Origin of the sequence: Methylobacterium sp. ME121 (assembly GCF_000974725.1) — a bacterium.
Lineage (GTDB): Bacteria > Pseudomonadota > Alphaproteobacteria > Rhizobiales > Beijerinckiaceae > Methylobacterium > Methylobacterium radiotolerans.
In genome coordinates, this window is record NZ_BBUX01000015.1 from 1 (window position 1) to 19,102 (window position 19,102).

Consider the following 19,102-nt stretch of genomic DNA (forward strand, 5'->3'; position numbering starts at 1 on the left):
GGACCGCGGCGAACTGCTGCTCGACCGAGGCGGCCTGCTCCTGCGCCGAGGCCCGGATCTCCGCCGCCGCCGCGTTCAGGTCCGCCGTCGCCGCGCGGTTCGTCCGCGCCAGGTCCGACAGCCCCGCGACCATCGTGTTCAGCGTCGTACTCAGACGGCCGATCTCGTCGCGCCCGCCCGCCGCGAGCTGGCCGGAGAGGTCTCCCTCACCGACGCGGGCGACGAAGGCCATGACCGTCTCGAGGGGCCGCACCACGGCGCGGCTGATCAGCCACGTGATCAGGGTCGCCAGCAGCACCGCGGCGGCTAGCGTCAGGTAGATCGAGAGGCGCGAGCGGTCGTAGACCTCCTGCGCGGCGCGCTGTCCCAGCGCCATGCCGCCGTCGAGCTGGGTCCGCAGGTTCTTGATCCCCTCGAGGAAGGGCGCCTGCAGGCGGGTGATCTCCGCATTGCGGGCCTCGACCGCCGCGACGTCCTGCTGGGCGATGGCGGCGAACTGCGCCTCGCCCTGCGCCTTGACCTCGCGGAACGAGCCCTGGACCGCGGTCGCCGCCGCGGCGATGCGGTCCCAGGCCGCGACGCGCTCGGCGGACACGACCTGCGTCCGATACTGGGCGGCGAGCTGGATCGTCGTGGCGAGGCGGTTCTCGACCTGGGCCGCGGTCTGGCGCCAGGCCGCCAGGGTGTCACCGCCCTGCGTCGTGCGCCCCTGGGCCTGCATCAGCATCGCGATCACGGCGGTGCGGCGCAGGAGCCCGAGGTCGCGCGCCTCGTTCCCGAGATCGTCGAGCTGGCGCAGGATCGTCATGTCCCGCCGGACGATCGCGTCGGTCGTGTCGCGCACCGCGCCGATCTGCTCCAGGGCGTAGAGGCCGAGCGCCACCACAACCACCGTGACGGCGAAGAAGCCGAGAAGGATGCGTTTTCCGATCGAGAGCGACACGGGCGGGGATGGCTCCGGTTGTGGCAGGCGGCCCGGTCAGGGAAGGGCGCGGCGCAGGAGGCGGGGGAGGTCGATGACGACGAAGTCGGGACGGCCGTCGCCCGCTGCTCCGGAGCCGGGGGCATAGACCGAGGCGGCCTCGTTGCCCAAGCGGTCGGGATCGGCCGCCTCCGCGGCGGCCGCGCCGGAGGCCCGGGCGATGCCCAGGACCCGGTCGACCGCGAGGGCGAGGGGCTGGGGATGGACGCCGCGCAGCACGATCAGGTGGCCGGCCGCCGCCTCGGCGTCGGACGCGGGCTCGGGCCGGCCGAGGGCCCTGGCAAGGCTGAGCACGCCGACGATCCGCCCGGACAGGGCGATGAGGCCGTCCAGCGCCGGCACCGCTCCGGGCATCGGCGTGGAGGGGCGCGACGGGAGGACTTGGGCGACGGCCGCCAGCGGCACGCCGTAGCGCTCGCCGCCGCAGGCGCAGACGAGGTGATCGTCCCCCGAATCGGTCGCGACCGCGACGGCACCGCGCCGGGCGAGGGCGGCCGCGCGCTCTGCGCGCAGGTCCCGCTCCGGCCGCGTCCGTTGACGGCCGTCCTGTGCACTCGGGCGCGCGCCCATCAGGACCTCCTGCTGCCGACGCCGCCGAGCGCGGCGCGGGCCGCGGCCGCGCTGGCCGCGATCTCGCCCGCGGAGGCGCCATCACCCTCGGGCAGCGCCGTGTCCGGCCCAAGGGCTTGACTCAAGGCGACGGCGTTGTCGAGGGCGCGGACCGCCTCGCTCGGCCGCTGCAGGGCGATCAGCAGCAGGCCGAGGTGGTAGTGGGCCATCACGAAGCTGCGGTCGAGGTAGAGCGCGGCCCGCAGCGCCCGCTCGGCCTCGGCGTCGCGCCCGAGGGTGCGGGCCAGCAGGCCCTCGTAGAAGCGCAGGGCCGTGTCGGTCGGGTCGCGGTCGAGGGCGGCCCGCAGCGCCCGCCAGGCCGCGCCGGTCTCGCCGGAATCGGCCAGCGCGCGGATCCGGTCGAGGTCGCAGGCCTCGTCCAGGACTGCCCCGTGATCCCGCGTTCCGGGCGCGTCGGGAACCGGCGCTGTCCCGGGTGCGGCGACCGGATCCGGAGCGGGAACGACCGCAGCGTCGGGCAGCCCCGCCCTGGACACGCCCGACGACGCGCCCGCAGACGCGCCCGGACCGGGATCCCGCGCGGGCGGCCCCGGCACCTGCCCCGTCGAAGGGGCGGGATCCGGCACCGGGGTGCCGGGCAGCGCGACCGGCGGCGCATCGGCGCGCGGTCGGTAGGCCACGGTCCCGGGCAGGCTGACGGCGTCCAGGAAGCTCGCGAAGGCGGGACTCGGCTCGGCGTGGCCGAGGAGCAGCCAGCCCTCCGGCCTCAGCCTGCGGCCGAGACCGCGGACCACCGCGGCGACCGTCCGGGCGTCGAAGTAGATCAGCACGTTCCGGCAGAGAATCAGGTCGAAGGGCTCGCCCTGCGGTGGCCCCGGCTCGACGAGGTTCAGCAGGTTGCCGCGCTCGAACCGGACCGAACCCCGATATTCCGGACGGAGGGCGTAGCCGCCCTCGCGCCGTATGCCCGGCGCGGCCGGCAGCCGCGTGAAGTAGCGGAGCCGATCCTCCGGCGGCATGGTCCGGAGGGCCCAGCGGCCGTACTCGGCGGCGCGGGCGGTGGCGAGCGCCTCGACGCTGATGTCGGTGCCGAGGATGGAGACCCGCCAGTCGGACCGGGCGTCGCCCAGCAGTTCGTGCACTAGGATCGCCAGGGAATAGGGCTCGGCCCCGGTGGAGCAGCCCGCGCTCCAGATCCGCAGGACGCGATCGGACGCCCGCGCCGCGATCAGCGCCGGCAGGATCGTCGCGCGCAGCGCGTTGAACTGCTCGGCGTAGCGGAAGAAGAACGTCTCGCCGACGGTGATCTCGGCCTCGAGCCGGGCCCATTCCGCCTCGCCCTCCGCCCCGCTCGACAGGAGGGCCGCGTAGGCGGCGCAGTCGGCCACGGCGGCGGCGCGGAACCGGCGGTGCAACCGCTCGATCAGCAGCTCGTCCTTGTCAATGTAGTAGTGGTGGCCGGTGCGCGCGATGATCCGCGCCTTGAGCGGCGGGTAGGCGGGATCGACACCCAGGTCGGGACGGGGATTACCCGGACGGGCCATCGCGCGGTCAGACGGCGTGCGGCAGCGCGGCCAGACGTTCGGCGGCGGCCCGCGCCAGGGCGTCGACCCGGACCTGTTCCTGCACGGTGAGGAGGCGCTCCGGCGCCAGCGCGTGGACGAGGCGCTCGCCGAGGACCAGCTCGGCGGCGACGCAGCCGTTGAGCGTGTCGGCCGCCTCGGCCTGCCGGATCGCGGATTCCGCGACGATCGTGAGGTCGGCCGCGCGATCGACGAGATACGCGACGGCGCCGCCCTGCATCAGCACGAGATGGGCGTAGAGACCTGGCGCCGCGACGGCCGGGCGCAGGCCGAGCAGGGCCGCGAGGTCGACCACGGGGACCGGCGTGCCGCCGAGATTGAGGAAGCCGGTGAGCCAGCCGCCGGAAGCGGGCGGCGCGTGCAGATCCGGGAGCGGCAGGATCTCGGCGACCGCGCCGCGGGGCAGGGCGCAGGCGGTGCCGGCGACATCCAGCAGGAGATAGGCCGAACCGCTGCTGGCCACCGCCACCCGCTCCGTGTTGCTCGGTCGCGGCCGGGCCGGGACGGCTCGCGACATAGGCCGAGTTAACGCTGCCGGCAATTGTGCGCCGCACGGGCGCGATGACGCGGAACCAAGTCTCGTCTGAGCCGCTTATTTTCCGACGCAGCGGCAACGCGCCTGACGAGGCGCGGCGCTTTGCCTGCGCCGGTCTACGCCAGGGATTGACGATGAGGAAACTTCTGTTGGCCGCCGCGTCGCTGACGCTCCTCGCGGGCTCCGCCTACGCCCAGGGTAACTCGCCCTACAACGCCTCTGGCGCTCAGGCCGGCGGCCCGCGCGGCGGCATGGAGCGCGCCGGTGAGGCGGCCGCGATGGAGCAGGGTGCCGCTCCGGCCGCGCGTCCGACGATGCGCAAGCGCATGAAGCACAAGCGCATGAAGCATCATCGCCGGATGCGCCACCACATGTGAGTGGCGATCACCGGGGCGCGCCGCAGGCGGCGTCGCCCGGGTGGCTCGGCCTGTCGCACCCGCGGCAGGCCTTTTTCGTGCCTGTTCACAGGCGAAGCGCCGGCCGCGCGGGACTGAAGCATATTGCAGCCCGATCGCCGGTTGCGGGACGACGCAGCGCGGTTCAATCTCGCGCGAAAGCCGCGGCGCCCGGAAAATGTTCGCAAACGAACATCGCCCGATCATCAGTACAGCGGCGCGGCGGCCTGACGGAAGGCGAGGGAGCACCGATGTCACGACCGCTCGACCGGAGATCCGACGACAGGATCGAGGCGACCGGTGTCGAGGGGCGGCGGAGCGCCATCGTCGCCTCGGTCCGCCAGCGCGGCTTCGTGACGATCGAGGCCCTGGCGGCGCAGTTCGGCGTCACCGTTCAGACGATCCGGCGCGACCTCAACGAACTGAGCGCCGAGGGCCGGCTGGAACGCTACCGCGGCGGCGGGGGACTGCCCTCCAGCGTCGAGAATATCGACTACGCCGACCGCCGGGTGACCCTGCTGCCGGAGAAGAGCCGCATCGGCCGCCTCGCGGCGAGCCGCATCCCGTCGCACTGCTCGGTCTTCATCAACATCGGCACGACGCCGGAGGCCGTCGCCCGCGAGCTGGCCCGGCACGACGATCTCAGCATCATCACCAACAACCTCAACGTGGCGATCTCCCTGGCCGAGACGACCGAGTTCCGCATCGTCGTGGCGGGCGGAACCGTTCGGAACCGCGACGGCGCGGTGCTGGGCCAGCTCACCTGCGACACGCTCAGCCAGTTCCGGGTCGACGTGGCGGTGATCGGCATCAGCGGCATCGACGGCGACGGGGCGCTCCTCGACTACGATTACGAGGAGGTGCGGGCGACGCAGACGATCCTGGCCCACGCCCGGAAGACCTTCCTGGTGGCGGACCACACCAAGTTCACCCGCCGCCCGATGGTCCAGGTCGGGCGCCTGGAGCAGGTCGACACCTTCTTCACGGACCGCCCCCCCCCGGCCGAGATCGTCGCGCTCATGGAGCGCCAGGGCGTCACCCTGGCGGTGGCGGACGGCGCGGCCGAACCCTAACGAACATCGATTTTTTCGCTTGCGAAAGCCGAGGGCTGCGTCAATATACTGCCAATCCGCCAGCAGGGCGGCTCCGGAGGAACCATGGCGGCAGCACCGGGCCAGCGCGAGCCGTCCGACGCCTACGATCTCCTGATCATCGGCGGCGGCATCAACGGCACGGGCATCGCCCGGGACGCGGCCGGCCGGGGCCTTTCGGTCCTGCTGGCCGAGCGCGGGGATCTGGCGGGCTTCACGTCCTCGTCCTCGACGAAGCTGATCCACGGCGGCCTGCGTTACCTCGAATATTACGAGTTCCGCCTCGTGCGGGAGGCGCTCGCCGAGCGCGAGCGGCTGCTGCGGCTCGCCCCGCACGTGATCTGGCCCCTGCGCTTCGTCCTGCCCCACGACGAGGGCCTGCGCCCGGCCTGGATGCTGCGGCTGGGCCTGTTCCTGTACGATCACCTCGCGCGGCTGCGCACCCTCCCGGGCTCGCACGGGGTCGACCTGCGCAGCTCCGCCTACGGAGCGCCGCTGCAGCAGCGCCTGAAGCGCGGCTTCGTCTATTCCGACTGCTGGGTCGAGGACAGCCGCCTCGTGGTGCTCAACGCCATGGACGCGCGCGAGCGCGGCGCGACGGTGCTGACCCGAACCGGCGTGGTCTCGGCCCGGCGCGAGGGTGACGGCTGGGCCGCGACCTTGCGCGACGAGCGCGGCGGCACCGAGCGGACGATCCGCACGACGGCCGTCGTCAACGCCGCCGGTCCCTGGGTCAGCGAGACGCTCGGCGGCACGCTCGGCGTCAACAGCCGCGCGGCGGTGCGGCTGATCAAGGGCAGCCACATCGTGGTCAAGCGCCTGTTCGACGGCGATCAGGCCTACATCCTGCAGCAGCCCGACAAGCGCATCATCTTCGCGATCCCCTACGAGCGCGACTTCACGCTGATCGGCACCACGGACGTTCCCTACGAGGGCGAGCCCGGCCCGGTCACGATCTCGGAGAGCGAGACCGACTATCTCTGCGGCTGCATCAACCGCTCCTTCGACACGACGCTCACCCCGGCCGACGTGGTCTGGAGCTATTCGGGCGTGCGCCCGCTCTACGACGACGCGGCGGAGAACGCCTCGGCCGTGACCCGCGACTACGTCCTCGACGTGGAGGACCAGGGCGGGACTGCGGCGGTGCTGTCGGTCTTCGGCGGCAAGATCACGACCTACCGGCGGCTCGCCGAGCACGCGCTCGAGAAGCTGAAGCCCTATTTCCCGCACCTCAAGAAGGCCTGGACCGGCGACGCGGTCCTGCCCGGCGGCGCCATGAAGGACGCGGATTTCGACCGGTTCCTCGCCGAGCTGAGGGCCGAGAAGCCGTTCCTGCCGGAGGAGACCGCCCGCCGGCTCGCCCGCGCCTACGGAACCCGGGCCCGGGACATCGTCGGGACGGCGCGGTCCATGGCGGATCTCGGCGAGGCCTTCGACGGCGGCCTCACCGCCGCCGAGGTCGATTACCTGCGCACCGAGGAATGGGCGGTCACCGCCGACGACATCCTGTGGCGGCGGTCGAAGCTCGGCCTGCGCACCGGCGCGGAGAGCGCCGCGCGCCTCGCCGCCTACCTCGACCGCAGGGCCGAGGCCGCCTGATGCTTTCGAACCCGATCCGGCGGCAGACCGGTCGGGCCTATGAAGGGAGGGAACGATGAGCCGTTACGTCGGGGCCATCGACCAGGGTACCACCAGCAGCCGCTTCATCGTGTTCGACCGGGAGGGCAGCGTCATCGCGCTCGCCCAGGCGGAGCACGCGCAGATCTACCCGGCCCCCGGCCATGTCGAGCACGACGCCACGGAGATCTGGACGAAGACGCAGAGCGTGATGCGCGAGGCGCTGGAGAAGGGCGGGCTCCAGCCCTCCGACCTCGCGGCGGTCGGCATCACGAACCAGCGCGAGACCACGCTGATCTGGGATCGGAAGACCGGCAAGCCCCTGCACAACGCCCTGGTCTGGCAGGACACCCGCAACGACCGCCTGGTGGCCGAGTTCGCCCGCGACGGCGGCCGCGACCGGTTCCGCGACCTCACCGGCCTGCCGCTGGCGAGCTACTTCTCCGGGCTCAAGCTCCGCTGGCTGCTCGACCATGTCGCGGGTGCCCGCGCGAAGGCCGAGGCCGGCGACGTGCTGTTCGGCAACATCGACACGTGGCTCGTCTGGAACCTCACCGGCGGCACCGAGGGCGGCCTCCACGTCACCGACGTGACCAACGCCAGCCGCACGCAGCTCATGTCGCTCAAGACCCTGGAATGGGACGAGGGCATGCTCCGGACCTTCGGCATCCCGAAGGCGATGCTGCCGAAGATCGTCTCGTCGAGCGAGGTCTACGGCGAGACCCGGGCACCGTTCGCGGGCGTGCCGATCGCCGGCATCCTCGGCGACCAGCAGGCGGCCCTGTTCGGCCAGACCTGCTTCGCGCCGGGCGAGGCCAAGAACACCTACGGCACCGGTTGCTTCGCGCTGATGAACACCGGCGAGGAGCCGGTCCCGTCGAAGGCCGGCCTCGTCACCACGCTGGCTTACCGCCTCGACGGCCAGAAGCCGGCCTACGCGCTGGAGGGTTCGATCGCCATCACGGGCGCCCTGGTGCAGTGGCTGCGCGACAACCTGCACATGATCAAGGATTCCGCCGAGGTCGAGACGCTCGCCACGACGGTCGAGGACAACGGCGGCGTCTACTTCGTGCCGGCCTTCTCGGGCCTCTACGCGCCGCACTGGAACGAGGGCGCCCGGGGCCTGATCATCGGCCTGACCCGCTACGTCAACCGCGGCCACATCGCCCGCTCGGTGCTGGAGGCGACCGCCTTCCAGACCCACGAGGTGCTGGACGCCATGGCCAAGGATTCCGGCATCCCCGTCAAGGAGCTGCGCGCCGACGGCGGCATGGTCGCCAACAACACGCTGATGCAGTTCCAGGCCGACATGCTCGACGTGCCGGTGGTGCGGCCGAAGGTGGCCGAGACCACCGCGCTCGGCGCCGCCTACGCGGCCGGACTCGCGGTCGGCTACTGGAAGGGGCTCGACGACCTCAAGCGCAATTGGGGCGTCGACAAGCGCTGGACGCCCAAGATGGATGCCGGCAGGCGCGAGACCATCGCCGCCGCCTGGAGCCGGGCGGTGCAGCGCTCCTTCGACTGGAAGACCGACGAGGATTGAGGACACCGCCCTCGGGCCCGCGCGCGGCGCGCGGGCCTGTCGGCCTCGCGACCGCCTCCGTCGCGCCCGCGCCCTCATCCTGAGGCGCGGCGAAGCCGCCTCGAAGGAGGGCTCCGGCCAGCCGCGCGATTCCTGGAGCTCTCCTGCGAGGCCTCCACTGCGCTCCGGCACCTCAGGATGAGGGAAGCGGAAGGGACTTGCGCTGATATCGGTGACCGCCTCCGGCGATCACGCGCTCGCCAAAGCTTTGAACGTTCACAAAAAGCAGCGAACGGGGGAGACGACACGATGACATCACCCTTCCTGGGCGAATTCCTGGGCACGATGACCTTGATCGTGCTCGGCGACGGCGTCGTGGCCGGCGCCCTGCTCAAGCACTCCAAGGGCGAGAATGCCGGCTGGATCGCCATCACGGCGGGCTGGGCCTTCGCGGTCCTCGCCGGCGTCTTCGTGGCCAACGCCACCGGCAGCGCCGACGCCCACATCAACCCGGCCGTCACCGTGGCGGGCGCGGTCAGCTCCGGCGATTTCAGCAAGATTCCGGTCTATATCCCGGCCCAGATGCTCGGCGCCTTCGTGGGCGCCGTGCTGGTCTGGCTGCACTACCTGCCGCACTGGGGCGCGACCCAGGATCCAGGCCTCAAGCTCGCCTGCTTCTGCACCGGCCCGGCGATCCGCGACGCGAAGGCGAACTGGATCTCCGAGATCATCGCGACCTTCTTTCTGATCCTGACGATCTCCGCCCTCGTGACCACCACGCTGGGCTCGGCCGGCGCGATCCCGCGGGCCGTCGCGCCCTACATGGTCGGCATGCTGGTCTGGGGCATCGGCCTGTCGCTCGGCGGGACCACCGGCTACGCCATCAACCCGGCCCGCGACCTGGGGCCGCGCGTGGCCCACGCGGTGCTGCCGATCGCCGGCAAGGGCACCTCCGACTGGGGCTACGCGCTGATCCCGGTGGCCGCGCCCCTGGTCGGGGCGGTGCTGGCCGGGCTGTTCGTCCGGGCGCTCGGGATCTGACGGAACGCCCGCACCCTCAACCGCCGCGGGGCGGCCCGGCGTCGCGGCGGTTTGCGGCGCGCGGCCTTGGGCCTTAAGTCAGGGCGATCCCGACCGCGCCCCTGGGGCGCTTGCCCGCGGTGTGCCCCCGACCCATGGCCGTCGTCCTCGACACCCTGAAGAACGATCCGCGGCCGGTCCGCCTGCGCCACCCCGAGAAGGCGCACCGGCCCGACCAGCCCGTTCAGGCCAAGAAGCCGGACTGGATCCGCGTGAAGGCACCCGGCTCCAGGGCCTGGTCCGAGACGCAGAAGATCGTGCGCGAGCACGGGCTGGTCACGGTCTGCGAGGAGGCGGGCTGCCCGAATATCGGCGAGTGCTGGGAGAAGCGGCACGCCACCTTCATGATCATGGGCGACACCTGCACGCGGGCCTGCGCCTTCTGCAACGTGCGCACAGGCCTGCCCGACGCCCTCGACCTGGGCGAGCCGGACAAGATCGCCGATTCGGTCGCCAAGCTCGGCCTGCACCACGTGGTCATCACGTCGGTCGACCGGGACGACCTGAGGGACGGCGGCGCCGAGCACTTCGCCCGCACCATCGCGGCGATCCGGCGGGCGAGCCCCGGCACGACGGTCGAGATCCTGACCCCCGACTTCCTGCGCAAGGACGGGGCGCTCGAGGTCGTGGTCGCCGCCAAGCCCGACGTGTTCAACCACAATCTGGAGACCGTGCCGGCCAAGTACCTCACGGTTCGGCCGGGCGCGCGCTACTTCCACTCGGTGCGCCTGCTGCAGCGGGTGAAGGAGCTCGACCCGGCGATCTTCACCAAGTCCGGCATCATGGTCGGGCTCGGCGAGGAGCGGAACGAGGTGCTGCAGCTCATGGACGACCTGCGCTCGGCCGACGTCGACTTCCTGACCATCGGCCAGTACCTGCAGCCGTCGAAGAAGCACCACGAGGTCGTGCGCTTCGTCCCCCCCGACGAGTTCAAGGCCTACGAGACCACCGCCTACGCCAAGGGCTTCCTGCTGGTCTCGGCCACGCCCCTGACGCGGTCGTCGCACCATGCGGGCGAGGACTTTGCGCGACTTCAGGCGGCGCGTCTGGCCAAACTGTCGCCCGCGCTCTCGGCCTGAGGAATCCCGAACACCATGCCGTCCTTCCGGGTCACCCGCGCGGTGAAGCACACGCCGCAGCAGATGTACGACCTCGTCGCCGACGTGGAGCGCTATCCCGAGTTCCTGCCGCTCTGCGAATCCCTGCGGGTGATCCGCCGGCAGGACATGCCCGATGGCGGGCAGGTGCTGATCGCCGAGATGGGCGTGGGCTACAAGGCGATCCGCGAGCGCTTCACCACGCGGGTCACCCTCGATCCGGCGAGCCTCAAGATCGTCGCCGAGTACATCGATGGGCCGTTCCGGCACCTGGAGAACCGCTGGCTGTTCAAGGACGGCCCGGACGGCGGCTGCAACGTCGACTTCTTCATCACCTACGAGTTCAAGAGCCGCACCCTGGGGCTCCTCATGGGCACGATGTTCGACCGGGCCTTCCGCAAGTTCACCGACGCCTTCGAAGGCCGGGCGAACCGGATGTACGGGGCGCGGGCTTAGCCACCGTCACCGCGCGCAGGGGCAGCGTCAGGCCCGCAGCGGCACGCGCACGTGCTCGGGCCGCACGCCCATCCCGATCATCCGCGCCGGAAGGACCTGAAGCCGCGGCAGGGCGTCGAGGAGGCGCAGGGCGAGCGGCGCCCGGAACGGCGCGTCGGCCGCGAGCGACGCGGCGATGACGCGGGACTGGATCACCCGCTGCAGCGCCTGCGTGGCCCGCACCGGAAACATCCGCCGGGCCTGGACCCGGGCGAGGTCGGCCTCCGCGGGGCGCCCCGCCCGCAGGGGCTCGGCCAGGAGGTTGGCCGCCGCCACCGCGTCCTGGATCGCGAGGTTGATTCCGACGCCGCCCACCGGCGACATGGCGTGCGCGGCGTCGCCGACGCAGAGCAGGCCCGGGCGATGCCAGCGGTCGAGCCGGTCGACCGTGACGGTCAGGAGCTTGACGTCGTCCCAGGCGGCGATGGCGTCGGTGCGGTCGGCCAGGAACGGGGCGATCTGCGCAACCGCGGCCCGGAAGGCCGCCAGTCCCTTCGCCCGGAGCGCGGCGTCGCCGCCCTTCGGCACCACGTAGGCGCATTGCCACATGTCACCCCGGTCGAGGGTGATCAGGATCCGCCCCGGGCCGAACCGCCCCGCCGCCGCCTCGGGATCGCCGTGCCGGCGCGGCAGGCGGAACCACAGCACGTCGATCGGCGCGCCGAAGGCCCGGGGCACGAGGCCCGCGCGTTCGCGCATCCGCGAGTGACGGCCATCCGCGCAGAGCACGAGATCGGACCGGATCTCGACCCGGCCGTCCGGCCCGGTCGCGCGCACGCCGGCGATTCGACCCTCCGTCTCGATCAGGTCCTGCGCCTCGGTGCGGCGGATCAGCCGGAACGCCGGGTAGCGGGCGGCCTCGGTGGCCAGGAAATCCAGGAAATCCCATTGCGGCATGAAGGACAGGAAGCGGTTGCGGGTCGGCAGCCGGCTGAAATCGGCGACCCGGTAGCTGCGCCCGTCGACGACGCCCGAGAAGTTCTCCACGCGGCGCTGGGGGAGGGCGCGGAAGCGCTCGGTGAAGCCCAGCTCGTCCATCAGGTCGAGGGTGGAGGGGTGGATCGTGTCGCCGCGGAAGTCGCGGAGGAAATCCGCGTGCTTCTCCAGCACGGTGACGTCGATGCCCGCGCGGGCGAAGAGCAGTCCGGCCATCATCCCGGCGGGGCCTCCGCCGACGATGCAGAGGCGGGTCGTCACCGTATCCATGGGCCGTCCTCCCCGTGCCGCGATCAGTCGCCGAGAGCGTCCTCCAGCAGACCGAGCGCGTCGGCCACGGCGGCGCGGCGGATCCCCGCGCGCCCGAGATCGCCGTAGCGCCGCTCCAGATGACGCGTCTCGCCGTCCCGCTGGCCGAGGCCGAAATGCACCAGCCCGACCGGCTTCTCGGCGCTCCCGCCGCCGGGGCCGGCAATGCCGGTGATCGCCACCGCGACCGAGGCCCGCGACGCCGCCAGCGCCCCGGCGGCCATAGCCCGCGCCACGGCCTCGCTGACCGCGCCGTGCCGGCGGATCAGGTCCATGGGTACGCCGATCGCCTCGGCCTTCGCCTCGTTCGAGTAGGTGACGAAGCCGCGCTCCAGAACGGCCGAGGAGCCCGGCACCGCGGTGAGCAGGCCGGCCACGAGGCCACCCGTGCAGGATTCGGCCGTGGCGACGGTGCGCCCGTCCGCCGCGTAGGCCGCCACCAGCGCCTCGGCCCGGGCGAGAAGCTCTGCGTCGTCGACCATCGCGAACGGGCTCCCCTCGGGCGGCTGCGCCCTATCTCATGTTGTGACCCATGGCCGAGCCCGGCTCAAGGACCGGCGGCCGCCGATCGGAGACACCCGTTCCATGATCTTCCCCGCGACCACGGCCTTCTACGCCGGGCTGCTCGCCCTCGTGTATCTGGGCCTCTCGGGATGGGTGATCGGGGCCCGCGTCTCCGAGAACGTGCTGTTCGGCGACGGCGGCGACGACACGGTGCTCAAGCGCGTGCGCTCGCACGCCAATTTCGCGGAATACGTCCCGCTGGCCCTGATCGTCATCGGCCTGCTGGAGGCGAGCGGCGGCAGCCACGGCCTGGTCCGGGCGCTGCTGGTCGCCCTGCTGGTCGCCCGGATCCTGCACCCGATCGGGATGTTTGCGCCCCCGAATTCGCCGCGCCAGTTCGCGTGCCGGGGCGGCGGCATCCTGCTCACCATGGCGGCCCTGGCCGTCGCGGCGATCGCGCTGCTGGTGCGGGTGGCCTGAAGCGGAGTGCGACGCGCTCTCTCTTCCGTGCGGGAGAGGGGACCCGCGCTCGCCCCGAAACCGCTCAGCCCTGCCGCATCGCGGTTTCGGCCTGCGCGTCGAGGGCGGGACCGTCCTCCTCGGGCAGCCGGACCGTCGCGGCCGCCTGGGCGGCGAGCCCCTCCGCCCGGCCGACGAAGCCGAGCTTCTCGGTGGTCGTCGCCTTGATGGACACCGCGCCGAGCGGCACGCCCGCGATGGCGGCGATCCGCGCGCGGATCTCCTCGCGGTGCTTGCCGATGCGCGGCGCCTCGGCGAGCACGGTGATGTCGAGGTGGTCGATGCGGCCGCCGCGGGCGCGGACCAGGCCGCAGGCATGGGCCAGGAACTGGTCCGAGGACGCGCCGCGCCAGCGCTCGTCGGAGGGCGGGAAGTGCGTGCCGATATCGCCGTCCGCGATGGCGCCGAGCAGGGCGTCGGTCAGGGCGTGCAGCGCGACGTCACCGTCCGAATGGGCGAGCACGCCGCGATCGGCCGGGATCTTCACCCCGCCCAGCCACACATGGTCGCCGGTGGTGAAGGCGTGCACGTCGAAGCCGGTGCCGAGGCGGGTCACGTAGGTGGTCATGGCGCGGGCTCCCGGCGCTGGCAATTCGGTGGTGGCGGTCGCGAAGGCGCGGTCCGCCTCGATCAGGTCGGCGGGCTGGGTGATCTTGCGGTTGGCGATGTCGCCCGCGAACACCACCACCGGCAGGCCGGCCCATTCGGCGAGGGCGCCGTCGTCGGTGAAGCCGTCGAGGCCCTGCGCGGCGGCGTCCCGGTGGGCGCCGAGGAGCGGGCCGAAGACGAAGGCCTGGGGGGTCTGGACCGCGCGCAGGTGCTCCCGGGGCGGGGTCTCGTGGACCCGGCCGATGCCGGGCGCGATGTCGACGACGCGCTTGACCGTGTCGGTGACCGGCACGCCCGGAACGGCCGCACCGTGGTCGCGCCCGGCCGCGATCGCCCGGGCGATCAGCGCGGAATCCACGTAGGGGCGCGCCGCATCGTGGACCAGCACGATCTCGGGCGCGTCGCCGGTGGCCAGGGCCTCGAGACCGGCGCGCACCGAAAGCTGACGCGTCGTGCCGCCTTCGACGGGCTGGGTGATCTTGGCGCGAAGCGCGGGCGCGAGTTCCTCCAGGCAGCTCTGGAAGAAGTCCGCCGCGTCGGCGGCGATCACAGGCTGGATCCGCGCGATCGCGTCGTCCGCCGCGAGCGCCGCCAGGGTGCGAGTCAGGACCGCCTGCCCGCCGACCCGGCGGTACTGCTTGGGCGTACCGCCGCCGATGCGGATGCCGCGCCCGGCCGCCACCACCACCGCGGCGACGCCGGCTCCCGCGCTGGCGGGTCCGGTGGCTGGCGTGCCGGTGGCGGGCATGGGCGACGAACTCGTGACGTCCTGAGGGGCGGAGGGTCGGCCAGCGCGCGGGCCAGCAGTGCCGGCGCAACCCTGCCGCGGAGGGTGCCCGTCGTTTAAGCGGGGGAGGGCCCGAAATCAACGCGCGGTCCCGCTTGCCAGCGGACCGGCCTTGCCTCATTGTTGTGCAGAATGATGACTGACCATTATTTGAGCGCGCTGCGCCGCGAGGATGCGAAGGCTGAAGCGGCAGGCACCGCCCCGCTCTGCCTGCTCGCCCCCCTTTCCGGCGTCACCGACCTTCACATGCGCCGCATTGCCCGCCGCTGCGGTGCTGACGCGGTCATTTCCGAGATGGTGGCGGCCCGGGAATTCACCCGCGGATCCGGCGAGGCCACACTGCGCGCCGAGGGTTCCGGCGTCGACCTGCATGTGGTCCAGCTCGCGGGCTGCGAGGCGGCCCCGATGGCGGAGGCTGCCCGCCTGGCCGAGGCCGGAGGCGCCCACGTGATCGACGTGAACATGGGTTGCCCGGCCAAGATCGTGACCGGCATCGCCTCGGGCTCGGCGCTGATGCGCGACCTCGACCACGCCGAGCGCCTGCTTGCAGCCGTGCGGGGCGCGGTGTCGGTCCCGGTGACGGTGAAGATGCGCCTCGGCTGGGACGACGCGAGCCGCAACGCCGCGGATCTCGCCGCCCGCGCCGAGCGGCTGGGCCTGAACGCCGTGACGGTCCACGGGCGGACGCGGCAGCAATTCTACAAGGGACGCGCCGACTGGGCGGCGATCCGCGCCGTGGTCGCGGCGGTGTCGATCCCGGTGATCGCCAACGGTGACGTGACCGACTTCGCCAGCGCCCGCGCTTGCCTGGACGCCTCGGGCGCCGCCGGGGTCATGATCGGCCGCGCGGCGACCGGCCGCCCCTGGCTGGTCGGGCAGGTCGCCGCCGCGCTCACGGGCCGGCCGGCCGCGGAGCCGTCGCGGTCCGAACAGGCCGCCCTGGCCGCGGAGCACTATGCGGGGCTGCTCTCCCTCTACGGCCGCGACATGGGCGTGCGCCACGCGCGCAAGCACCTCGCCGCCTATGCCGAGACCGGCGGCGCGCTCGATCCGGCCGAACGGTCGGCCCTCCTGACCACCACCGATCCGGAGACGGCGCTCGCCTTGCTGGCCCGCGCCTTCGCGGATGCGGCCGATCCCGTCCAGGAGGCCGCGTGAGCGACGAGCCCCTCCCGAAAGAGTCCGGCAACCGGCGCGACACCGCCGCCGAGGCCGTGCTCAACGCCCTGCCGCTGCCGGTACTCACCATCGGCGCCGACGAGCGGATCCTCCACTGCAACCACGCCGCGGAAGCGTTCTTCGACTATTCCGCCCGGCTGATGCAGCGCCGTCGCCTGCGCGACATCATTCCCTTCGCCTCGCCGATCATCGCCCTGGTGGCCGAGGTGCGGCGGCGCCAGGCCAGCGTCAGCGAATACCGGGTGGAGCTCACCCAGCCGCGCCTCGGCCTGGAGCGCAGCGTCGACGTGTTCGCGACGCCGCTCGGCGACGACGGCGAGGCCGTGGTGATGATGCTCCAGGAGCGCACCATCGCCGACAAGATGAACCGCCAGCTCACCCATCGCGGCGCGGCGCGCTCGATGGTGGCGCTCGGCGCGATGCTGGCCCACGAGATCAAGAACCCGCTCGCGGGCATCCGCGGCGCGGCGCAGCTCCTCGAGAGCACCGGCGCCGAGGAGGACCGGCTGCTCACCCGCCTGATCTGCGACGAATCGGACCGGATCGTCCGCATCGTCGAGCGCATGGAGCTGTTCGGCGACGAGCGCCCCTCGGATCGCGGCGCCGTCAACGTCCACGGCGTGCTCGATCAGGTGAAGCGCTCGGCGCAGTCGGGCTTCGCGCGGCACATCCGGTTCATCGAGACCTACGACCCGTCGCTGCCGCCGGTGCTGGGCAACCGCGACCAGCTGATCCAGGTGATCCTGAACCTGGTGAAGAACGCCGCCGAGGCGATCGGCCCGGACGCGGTCGAGGGCGAGATCACCCTGTCGACCGCCTTCCGCACCGGCCTGCGCCTGCAGGTCCCGGGCTCCCGCGAGCGGGTCAGCCTGCCGATCGAGGTGGCGGTGCGCGACAACGGCCCGGGCATCTCGGCCGACCTGCTGCCCGACCTGTTCGACCCGTTCGTCACCACCAAGGCGCAGGGCTCCGGCCTCGGTCTTGCATTGGTGGCCAAGATCGTCGGCGATCACGGCGGGATCGTCGAGTGCGATCCCGCCCCGCGCCGCACGGCGTTCCGCATCCTTCTGCCGATGTCGAGTGCCCGGGACGGGCGCGAATCGGCGGTCGATCCGTGATGTCGATCCCCGAATCCGGCCCCCGTCGGAGGTCTGAGTAGAGAGTCATGCCGAACGGCCACATCATCGTCGCCGACGACGACGCCGCCATCCGCACCGTGCTGAACCAAGCGCTGTCCCGGGCGGGCTACGAGGTCCGCTCGACGGGCAATTGCGCCACCCTCTGGCGCTGGGTCGCGCAGGGGGAGGGCGACCTCGTCATCACCGACGTGGTCATGCCCGACGAGAACGTGTTCGACCTGCTGCCGCGCATCAAGCGGGTGCGGCCGGAGCTGCCGATCATCGTGATGAGCGCGCAGAACACCTTCATGACGGCGATCCGCGCCTCGGAGCGGGGCGCCTACGAGTACCTGCCGAAGCCCTTCGACCTGAAGGAGCTGATCGCCATCGTCGGCCGGGCGCTCTCGCGCCCCCGGGGCGCGGCGCCGGCCGGGGCGCCCCCCGAGAACGAGGACATCCCGCTGGTCGGCCGCTCGCCGGCCATGCAGGAGATCTACCGGGCGCTCGCCCGGCTGATGCCCACCGACCTCACCGTGATGATCACCGGCGAGTCCGGCACCGGCAAGGAGCTGGTCGCCCGGGCGCTGCACGATTACGGCCGCCGCCGCACCGGCCCGTTCGTGCCGGTCAATATGGCGGCGATCCCGCGCGACCTGATCGAGTCCGAGCTGTTCGGCCACGAGAAGGGCGCCTTCACGGGCGCGCTCCAGCGCTCCGCCGGCCGGTTCGAGCAGGCCGAGGGCGGCACGCTGTTCCTCGACGAGATCGGCGACATGCCCATGGAGGCGCAGACCCGGCTGCTGCGCGTGCTCCAGCAGGGCGAGTACACGACGGTGGGCGGCCGCGTCCCGATCCGCACCAACGTCCGGATCATCGCGGCCACCAACAAGGACCTGCGGGTCTCCATCCAGCAGGGCATCTTCCGCGAGGACCTGTTCTTCCGCCTCAACGTCGTGCCGCTGCGGCTGCCGGCCCTGCGCGAGCGCTCCGAGGACGTGCCGGACCTCGTCCGCCACTTCTTCGTGCTCGTCGAGCGCGAGGGCCTGACCCGGAAGACCCTCGACGGCGACGCCATGGAGCGGCTGAAGCGCTACCGCTGGCCCGGCAACGTCCGCGAGCTCGAGAACCTCGTCCGGCGGCTCGCCGCCCTCTACCCGCAGGAGACGATCACCGGCCCGGTGATCGAGGCCGAGCTCGACACGCTGCCGCTGGCGACGCCCGCGGCGCCGGCGGCCAACGGCGCCGCCCGCAAGGCGAACGGGGAATCGGAGACCCTGTCCAGCGCCGTGGAGCGCCACCTCTCGGACTACTTCTCCGGCTATCGCGACACGCTGCCGCCCCCCGGCCTGTATCACCGGATCCTGCGAGAGATCGAGGGCCCGCTGATCGGCGCGGCGCTCGCCGCCACCCGCGGCAACCAGATCCGCGCCGCGGAACTGCTCGGCGTCAACCGCAACACCCTGCGCAAGAAGGTCCGCGACCTCGACCTGCAGGTCTTCCGGACGGCGCGGTAGGGCGGTCCCCGGCCGATCCGGCCGGGTCCCCTCAACCCGAGGCGCGTCGGGCGCCGCGCGACGAGGTCCAGAACGGGATGAGCGCGGTCCTGGCCGCCCTCAGCGGCCCGGCAGGATCGGGTCGCCGCGCATCAGCGCGTGCAGCCGCTCCGTGTCGAACCCGTTCGGGATGCTGGGCACGGCCGGCTTCGGCGCGGGCGCGGCCCTCGCGGGGGCCGGGATCGACCCCGTCGCCGACGGCTCGGCCTGGGCGGCGCGGATCACCGGCGCCGGCGCCAGATGGGCGAGCCGGTCGGCGCTGACGAGGGCGACGGTCGCCGTCGAGACGAGGACGAGGACGGCGCCGAGAAGGGAACGCAGGATACGCACGCGACGACCCGGGACGCGACTTGAGACGGCAACAGATTTACGGCGCGGCCGTTAACGAAGCCCCACTCCAAGTCTTCGGGAGGCGATATTGACCAACGTCCAGGCCACCGCGAGCGACAGCCCGTTCATCCAGGGCCGTAACGCGCGCCTCTACGGGAAGCCCGTGAGCGAATGCCCCTATCCGGAGGGCTCTCAGGAGCGCGCCGCCTGGATGGAGGCCTACGAGGAAGCCGTCGTCTCGGATCCGCCGGAGAAGCCGTGATCGCGGAAAACCCGGAGGCCCGGCACCGC

At 72.4% G+C, this 19,102-nt stretch carries 20 protein-coding genes; 12 read left to right on the top strand and 8 right to left on the bottom strand.

The window, feature by feature from the left end; genetic code table 11:
* From ME121_RS12355 to ME121_RS12370, 4 genes are all read right to left on the bottom strand, one after another.
* A partial coding sequence (locus tag ME121_RS12355) for a HAMP domain-containing protein (protein ID WP_491892835.1) occupies positions 1–943 on the bottom strand: 943 nt, incomplete at its 3' end.
* Positions 944–979: 36 nt separating this feature from the next.
* Positions 980–1,552, bottom strand: coding sequence for a chemotaxis protein CheW (locus ME121_RS12360; protein ID WP_012319158.1), 573 nt, complete (start codon positions 1,550–1,552; stop codon positions 980–982).
* Positions 1,552–3,096, bottom strand: coding sequence for a CheR family methyltransferase (locus tag ME121_RS12365; protein ID WP_059408918.1), 1,545 nt, complete (start codon positions 3,094–3,096; stop codon positions 1,552–1,554). The genes ME121_RS12360 and ME121_RS12365 overlap by 1 nt, the downstream gene beginning before the upstream one ends.
* A gap of 7 nt (positions 3,097–3,103) precedes the next feature.
* Positions 3,104–3,598, bottom strand: coding sequence for a chemotaxis protein CheW (locus ME121_RS12370; RefSeq protein WP_029360854.1), 495 nt, complete (start codon positions 3,596–3,598; stop codon positions 3,104–3,106).
* A gap of 206 nt (positions 3,599–3,804) precedes the next feature.
* On the opposite strand from ME121_RS12370, the gene ME121_RS12375 reads away from it, so the two are divergent.
* The 7 genes from ME121_RS12375 to ME121_RS12405 all read left to right on the top strand — a co-directional run bounded on the left by ME121_RS12375 (position 3,805) and on the right by ME121_RS12405 (position 10,928).
* A complete protein-coding gene (locus ME121_RS12375; RefSeq protein WP_012319155.1) occupies positions 3,805–4,047 on the top strand; it encodes a hypothetical protein in 243 nt (80 codons plus the stop codon).
* A 269-nt stretch (positions 4,048–4,316) separates the two neighbouring features.
* Complete coding sequence (locus ME121_RS12380; protein ID WP_012319154.1) at positions 4,317–5,138, top strand: DeoR/GlpR family DNA-binding transcription regulator; 822 nt, start codon at positions 4,317–4,319, stop codon at positions 5,136–5,138.
* Between the two features lie 84 nt (positions 5,139–5,222).
* Positions 5,223–6,755, top strand: a complete 1,533-nt coding sequence (gene glpD, locus ME121_RS12385) for a glycerol-3-phosphate dehydrogenase (protein ID WP_043073691.1) — start codon at positions 5,223–5,225, stop codon at positions 6,753–6,755.
* Between the two features lie 55 nt (positions 6,756–6,810).
* Positions 6,811–8,316 carry a glycerol kinase GlpK gene (gene glpK / locus ME121_RS12390; RefSeq protein ID WP_012319152.1) on the top strand — a complete coding sequence of 502 codons (1,506 nt, stop codon included), beginning with the start codon at positions 6,811–6,813 and terminating at the stop codon, positions 8,314–8,316.
* A gap of 288 nt (positions 8,317–8,604) precedes the next feature.
* The gene (locus tag ME121_RS12395; RefSeq protein ID WP_029360856.1) at positions 8,605–9,336 is read left to right on the top strand and encodes an MIP/aquaporin family protein; all 732 of its coding nucleotides are present in this window, start codon (positions 8,605–8,607) and stop codon (positions 9,334–9,336) included.
* 134 nt (positions 9,337–9,470) lie between these two features.
* Positions 9,471–10,454 carry a lipoyl synthase gene (lipA, locus tag ME121_RS12400; protein WP_012319150.1) on the top strand — a complete coding sequence of 328 codons (984 nt, stop codon included), beginning with the start codon at positions 9,471–9,473 and terminating at the stop codon, positions 10,452–10,454.
* A 15-nt stretch (positions 10,455–10,469) separates the two neighbouring features.
* Positions 10,470–10,928 (top strand): type II toxin-antitoxin system RatA family toxin, encoded by a 459-nt coding sequence (locus ME121_RS12405; RefSeq protein WP_024830108.1) that lies wholly within the window; start codon positions 10,470–10,472, stop codon positions 10,926–10,928.
* A gap of 27 nt (positions 10,929–10,955) precedes the next feature.
* Here ME121_RS12405 and ME121_RS12410 read toward each other — a convergent pair whose 3' ends face one another.
* Together ME121_RS12410 and ME121_RS12415 are read right to left on the bottom strand one after the other, a co-directional pair.
* Positions 10,956–12,173: an FAD-dependent oxidoreductase gene (locus tag ME121_RS12410; RefSeq protein WP_012319148.1), complete on the bottom strand. Its 1,218-nt coding sequence runs from the start codon at positions 12,171–12,173 to the stop codon at positions 10,956–10,958.
* 23 nt (positions 12,174–12,196) lie between these two features.
* Positions 12,197–12,694, bottom strand: a complete 498-nt coding sequence (locus ME121_RS12415) for a CinA family protein (protein WP_024830109.1) — start codon at positions 12,692–12,694, stop codon at positions 12,197–12,199.
* Positions 12,695–12,797: 103 nt separating this feature from the next.
* Between ME121_RS12415 and ME121_RS12420 the strand changes: the two genes are divergently transcribed.
* The gene (locus ME121_RS12420; RefSeq protein WP_029360861.1) at positions 12,798–13,196 is read left to right on the top strand and encodes an MAPEG family protein; all 399 of its coding nucleotides are present in this window, start codon (positions 12,798–12,800) and stop codon (positions 13,194–13,196) included.
* A gap of 64 nt (positions 13,197–13,260) precedes the next feature.
* On the opposite strand, the gene ME121_RS12425 is transcribed toward ME121_RS12420, so the two are convergent.
* Positions 13,261–14,592, bottom strand: a complete 1,332-nt coding sequence (locus tag ME121_RS12425) for a bifunctional 2-C-methyl-D-erythritol 4-phosphate cytidylyltransferase/2-C-methyl-D-erythritol 2,4-cyclodiphosphate synthase (RefSeq protein WP_059408919.1) — start codon at positions 14,590–14,592, stop codon at positions 13,261–13,263.
* A gap of 171 nt (positions 14,593–14,763) precedes the next feature.
* Here ME121_RS12425 and dusB point away from each other — a divergent pair, with 171 nt between their 5' ends.
* Genes dusB through ntrC form a run of 3 tightly spaced genes read left to right on the top strand, consistent with a single transcriptional unit; the run spans position 14,764 to position 18,442 of the window.
* Positions 14,764–15,789 carry a tRNA dihydrouridine synthase DusB gene (gene dusB, locus ME121_RS12430; protein ID WP_059408920.1) on the top strand — a complete coding sequence of 342 codons (1,026 nt, stop codon included), beginning with the start codon at positions 14,764–14,766 and terminating at the stop codon, positions 15,787–15,789.
* Positions 15,786–16,928 carry a two-component system sensor histidine kinase NtrB gene (locus ME121_RS12435; RefSeq protein WP_012319143.1) on the top strand — a complete coding sequence of 381 codons (1,143 nt, stop codon included), beginning with the start codon at positions 15,786–15,788 and terminating at the stop codon, positions 16,926–16,928. Before dusB ends, ME121_RS12435 begins: the two co-directional genes overlap by 4 nt.
* A gap of 47 nt (positions 16,929–16,975) precedes the next feature.
* On the top strand, positions 16,976–18,442 hold the full coding sequence (gene ntrC, locus ME121_RS12440; protein WP_012319142.1) for a nitrogen regulation protein NR(I): 1,467 nt from the start codon (positions 16,976–16,978) through the stop codon (positions 18,440–18,442).
* A 99-nt stretch (positions 18,443–18,541) separates the two neighbouring features.
* Here ntrC and ME121_RS12445 read toward each other — a convergent pair whose 3' ends face one another.
* On the bottom strand, positions 18,542–18,811 hold the full coding sequence (locus tag ME121_RS12445) for a hypothetical protein (protein ID WP_012319141.1): 270 nt from the start codon (positions 18,809–18,811) through the stop codon (positions 18,542–18,544).
* An 88-nt stretch (positions 18,812–18,899) separates the two neighbouring features.
* Here ME121_RS12445 and ME121_RS33590 point away from each other — a divergent pair, with 88 nt between their 5' ends.
* A complete protein-coding gene (locus ME121_RS33590; RefSeq protein ID WP_012319140.1) occupies positions 18,900–19,073 on the top strand; it encodes a ribosome modulation factor in 174 nt (57 codons plus the stop codon).
* The last annotated feature ends 29 nt before the right edge of the window (positions 19,074–19,102 follow it).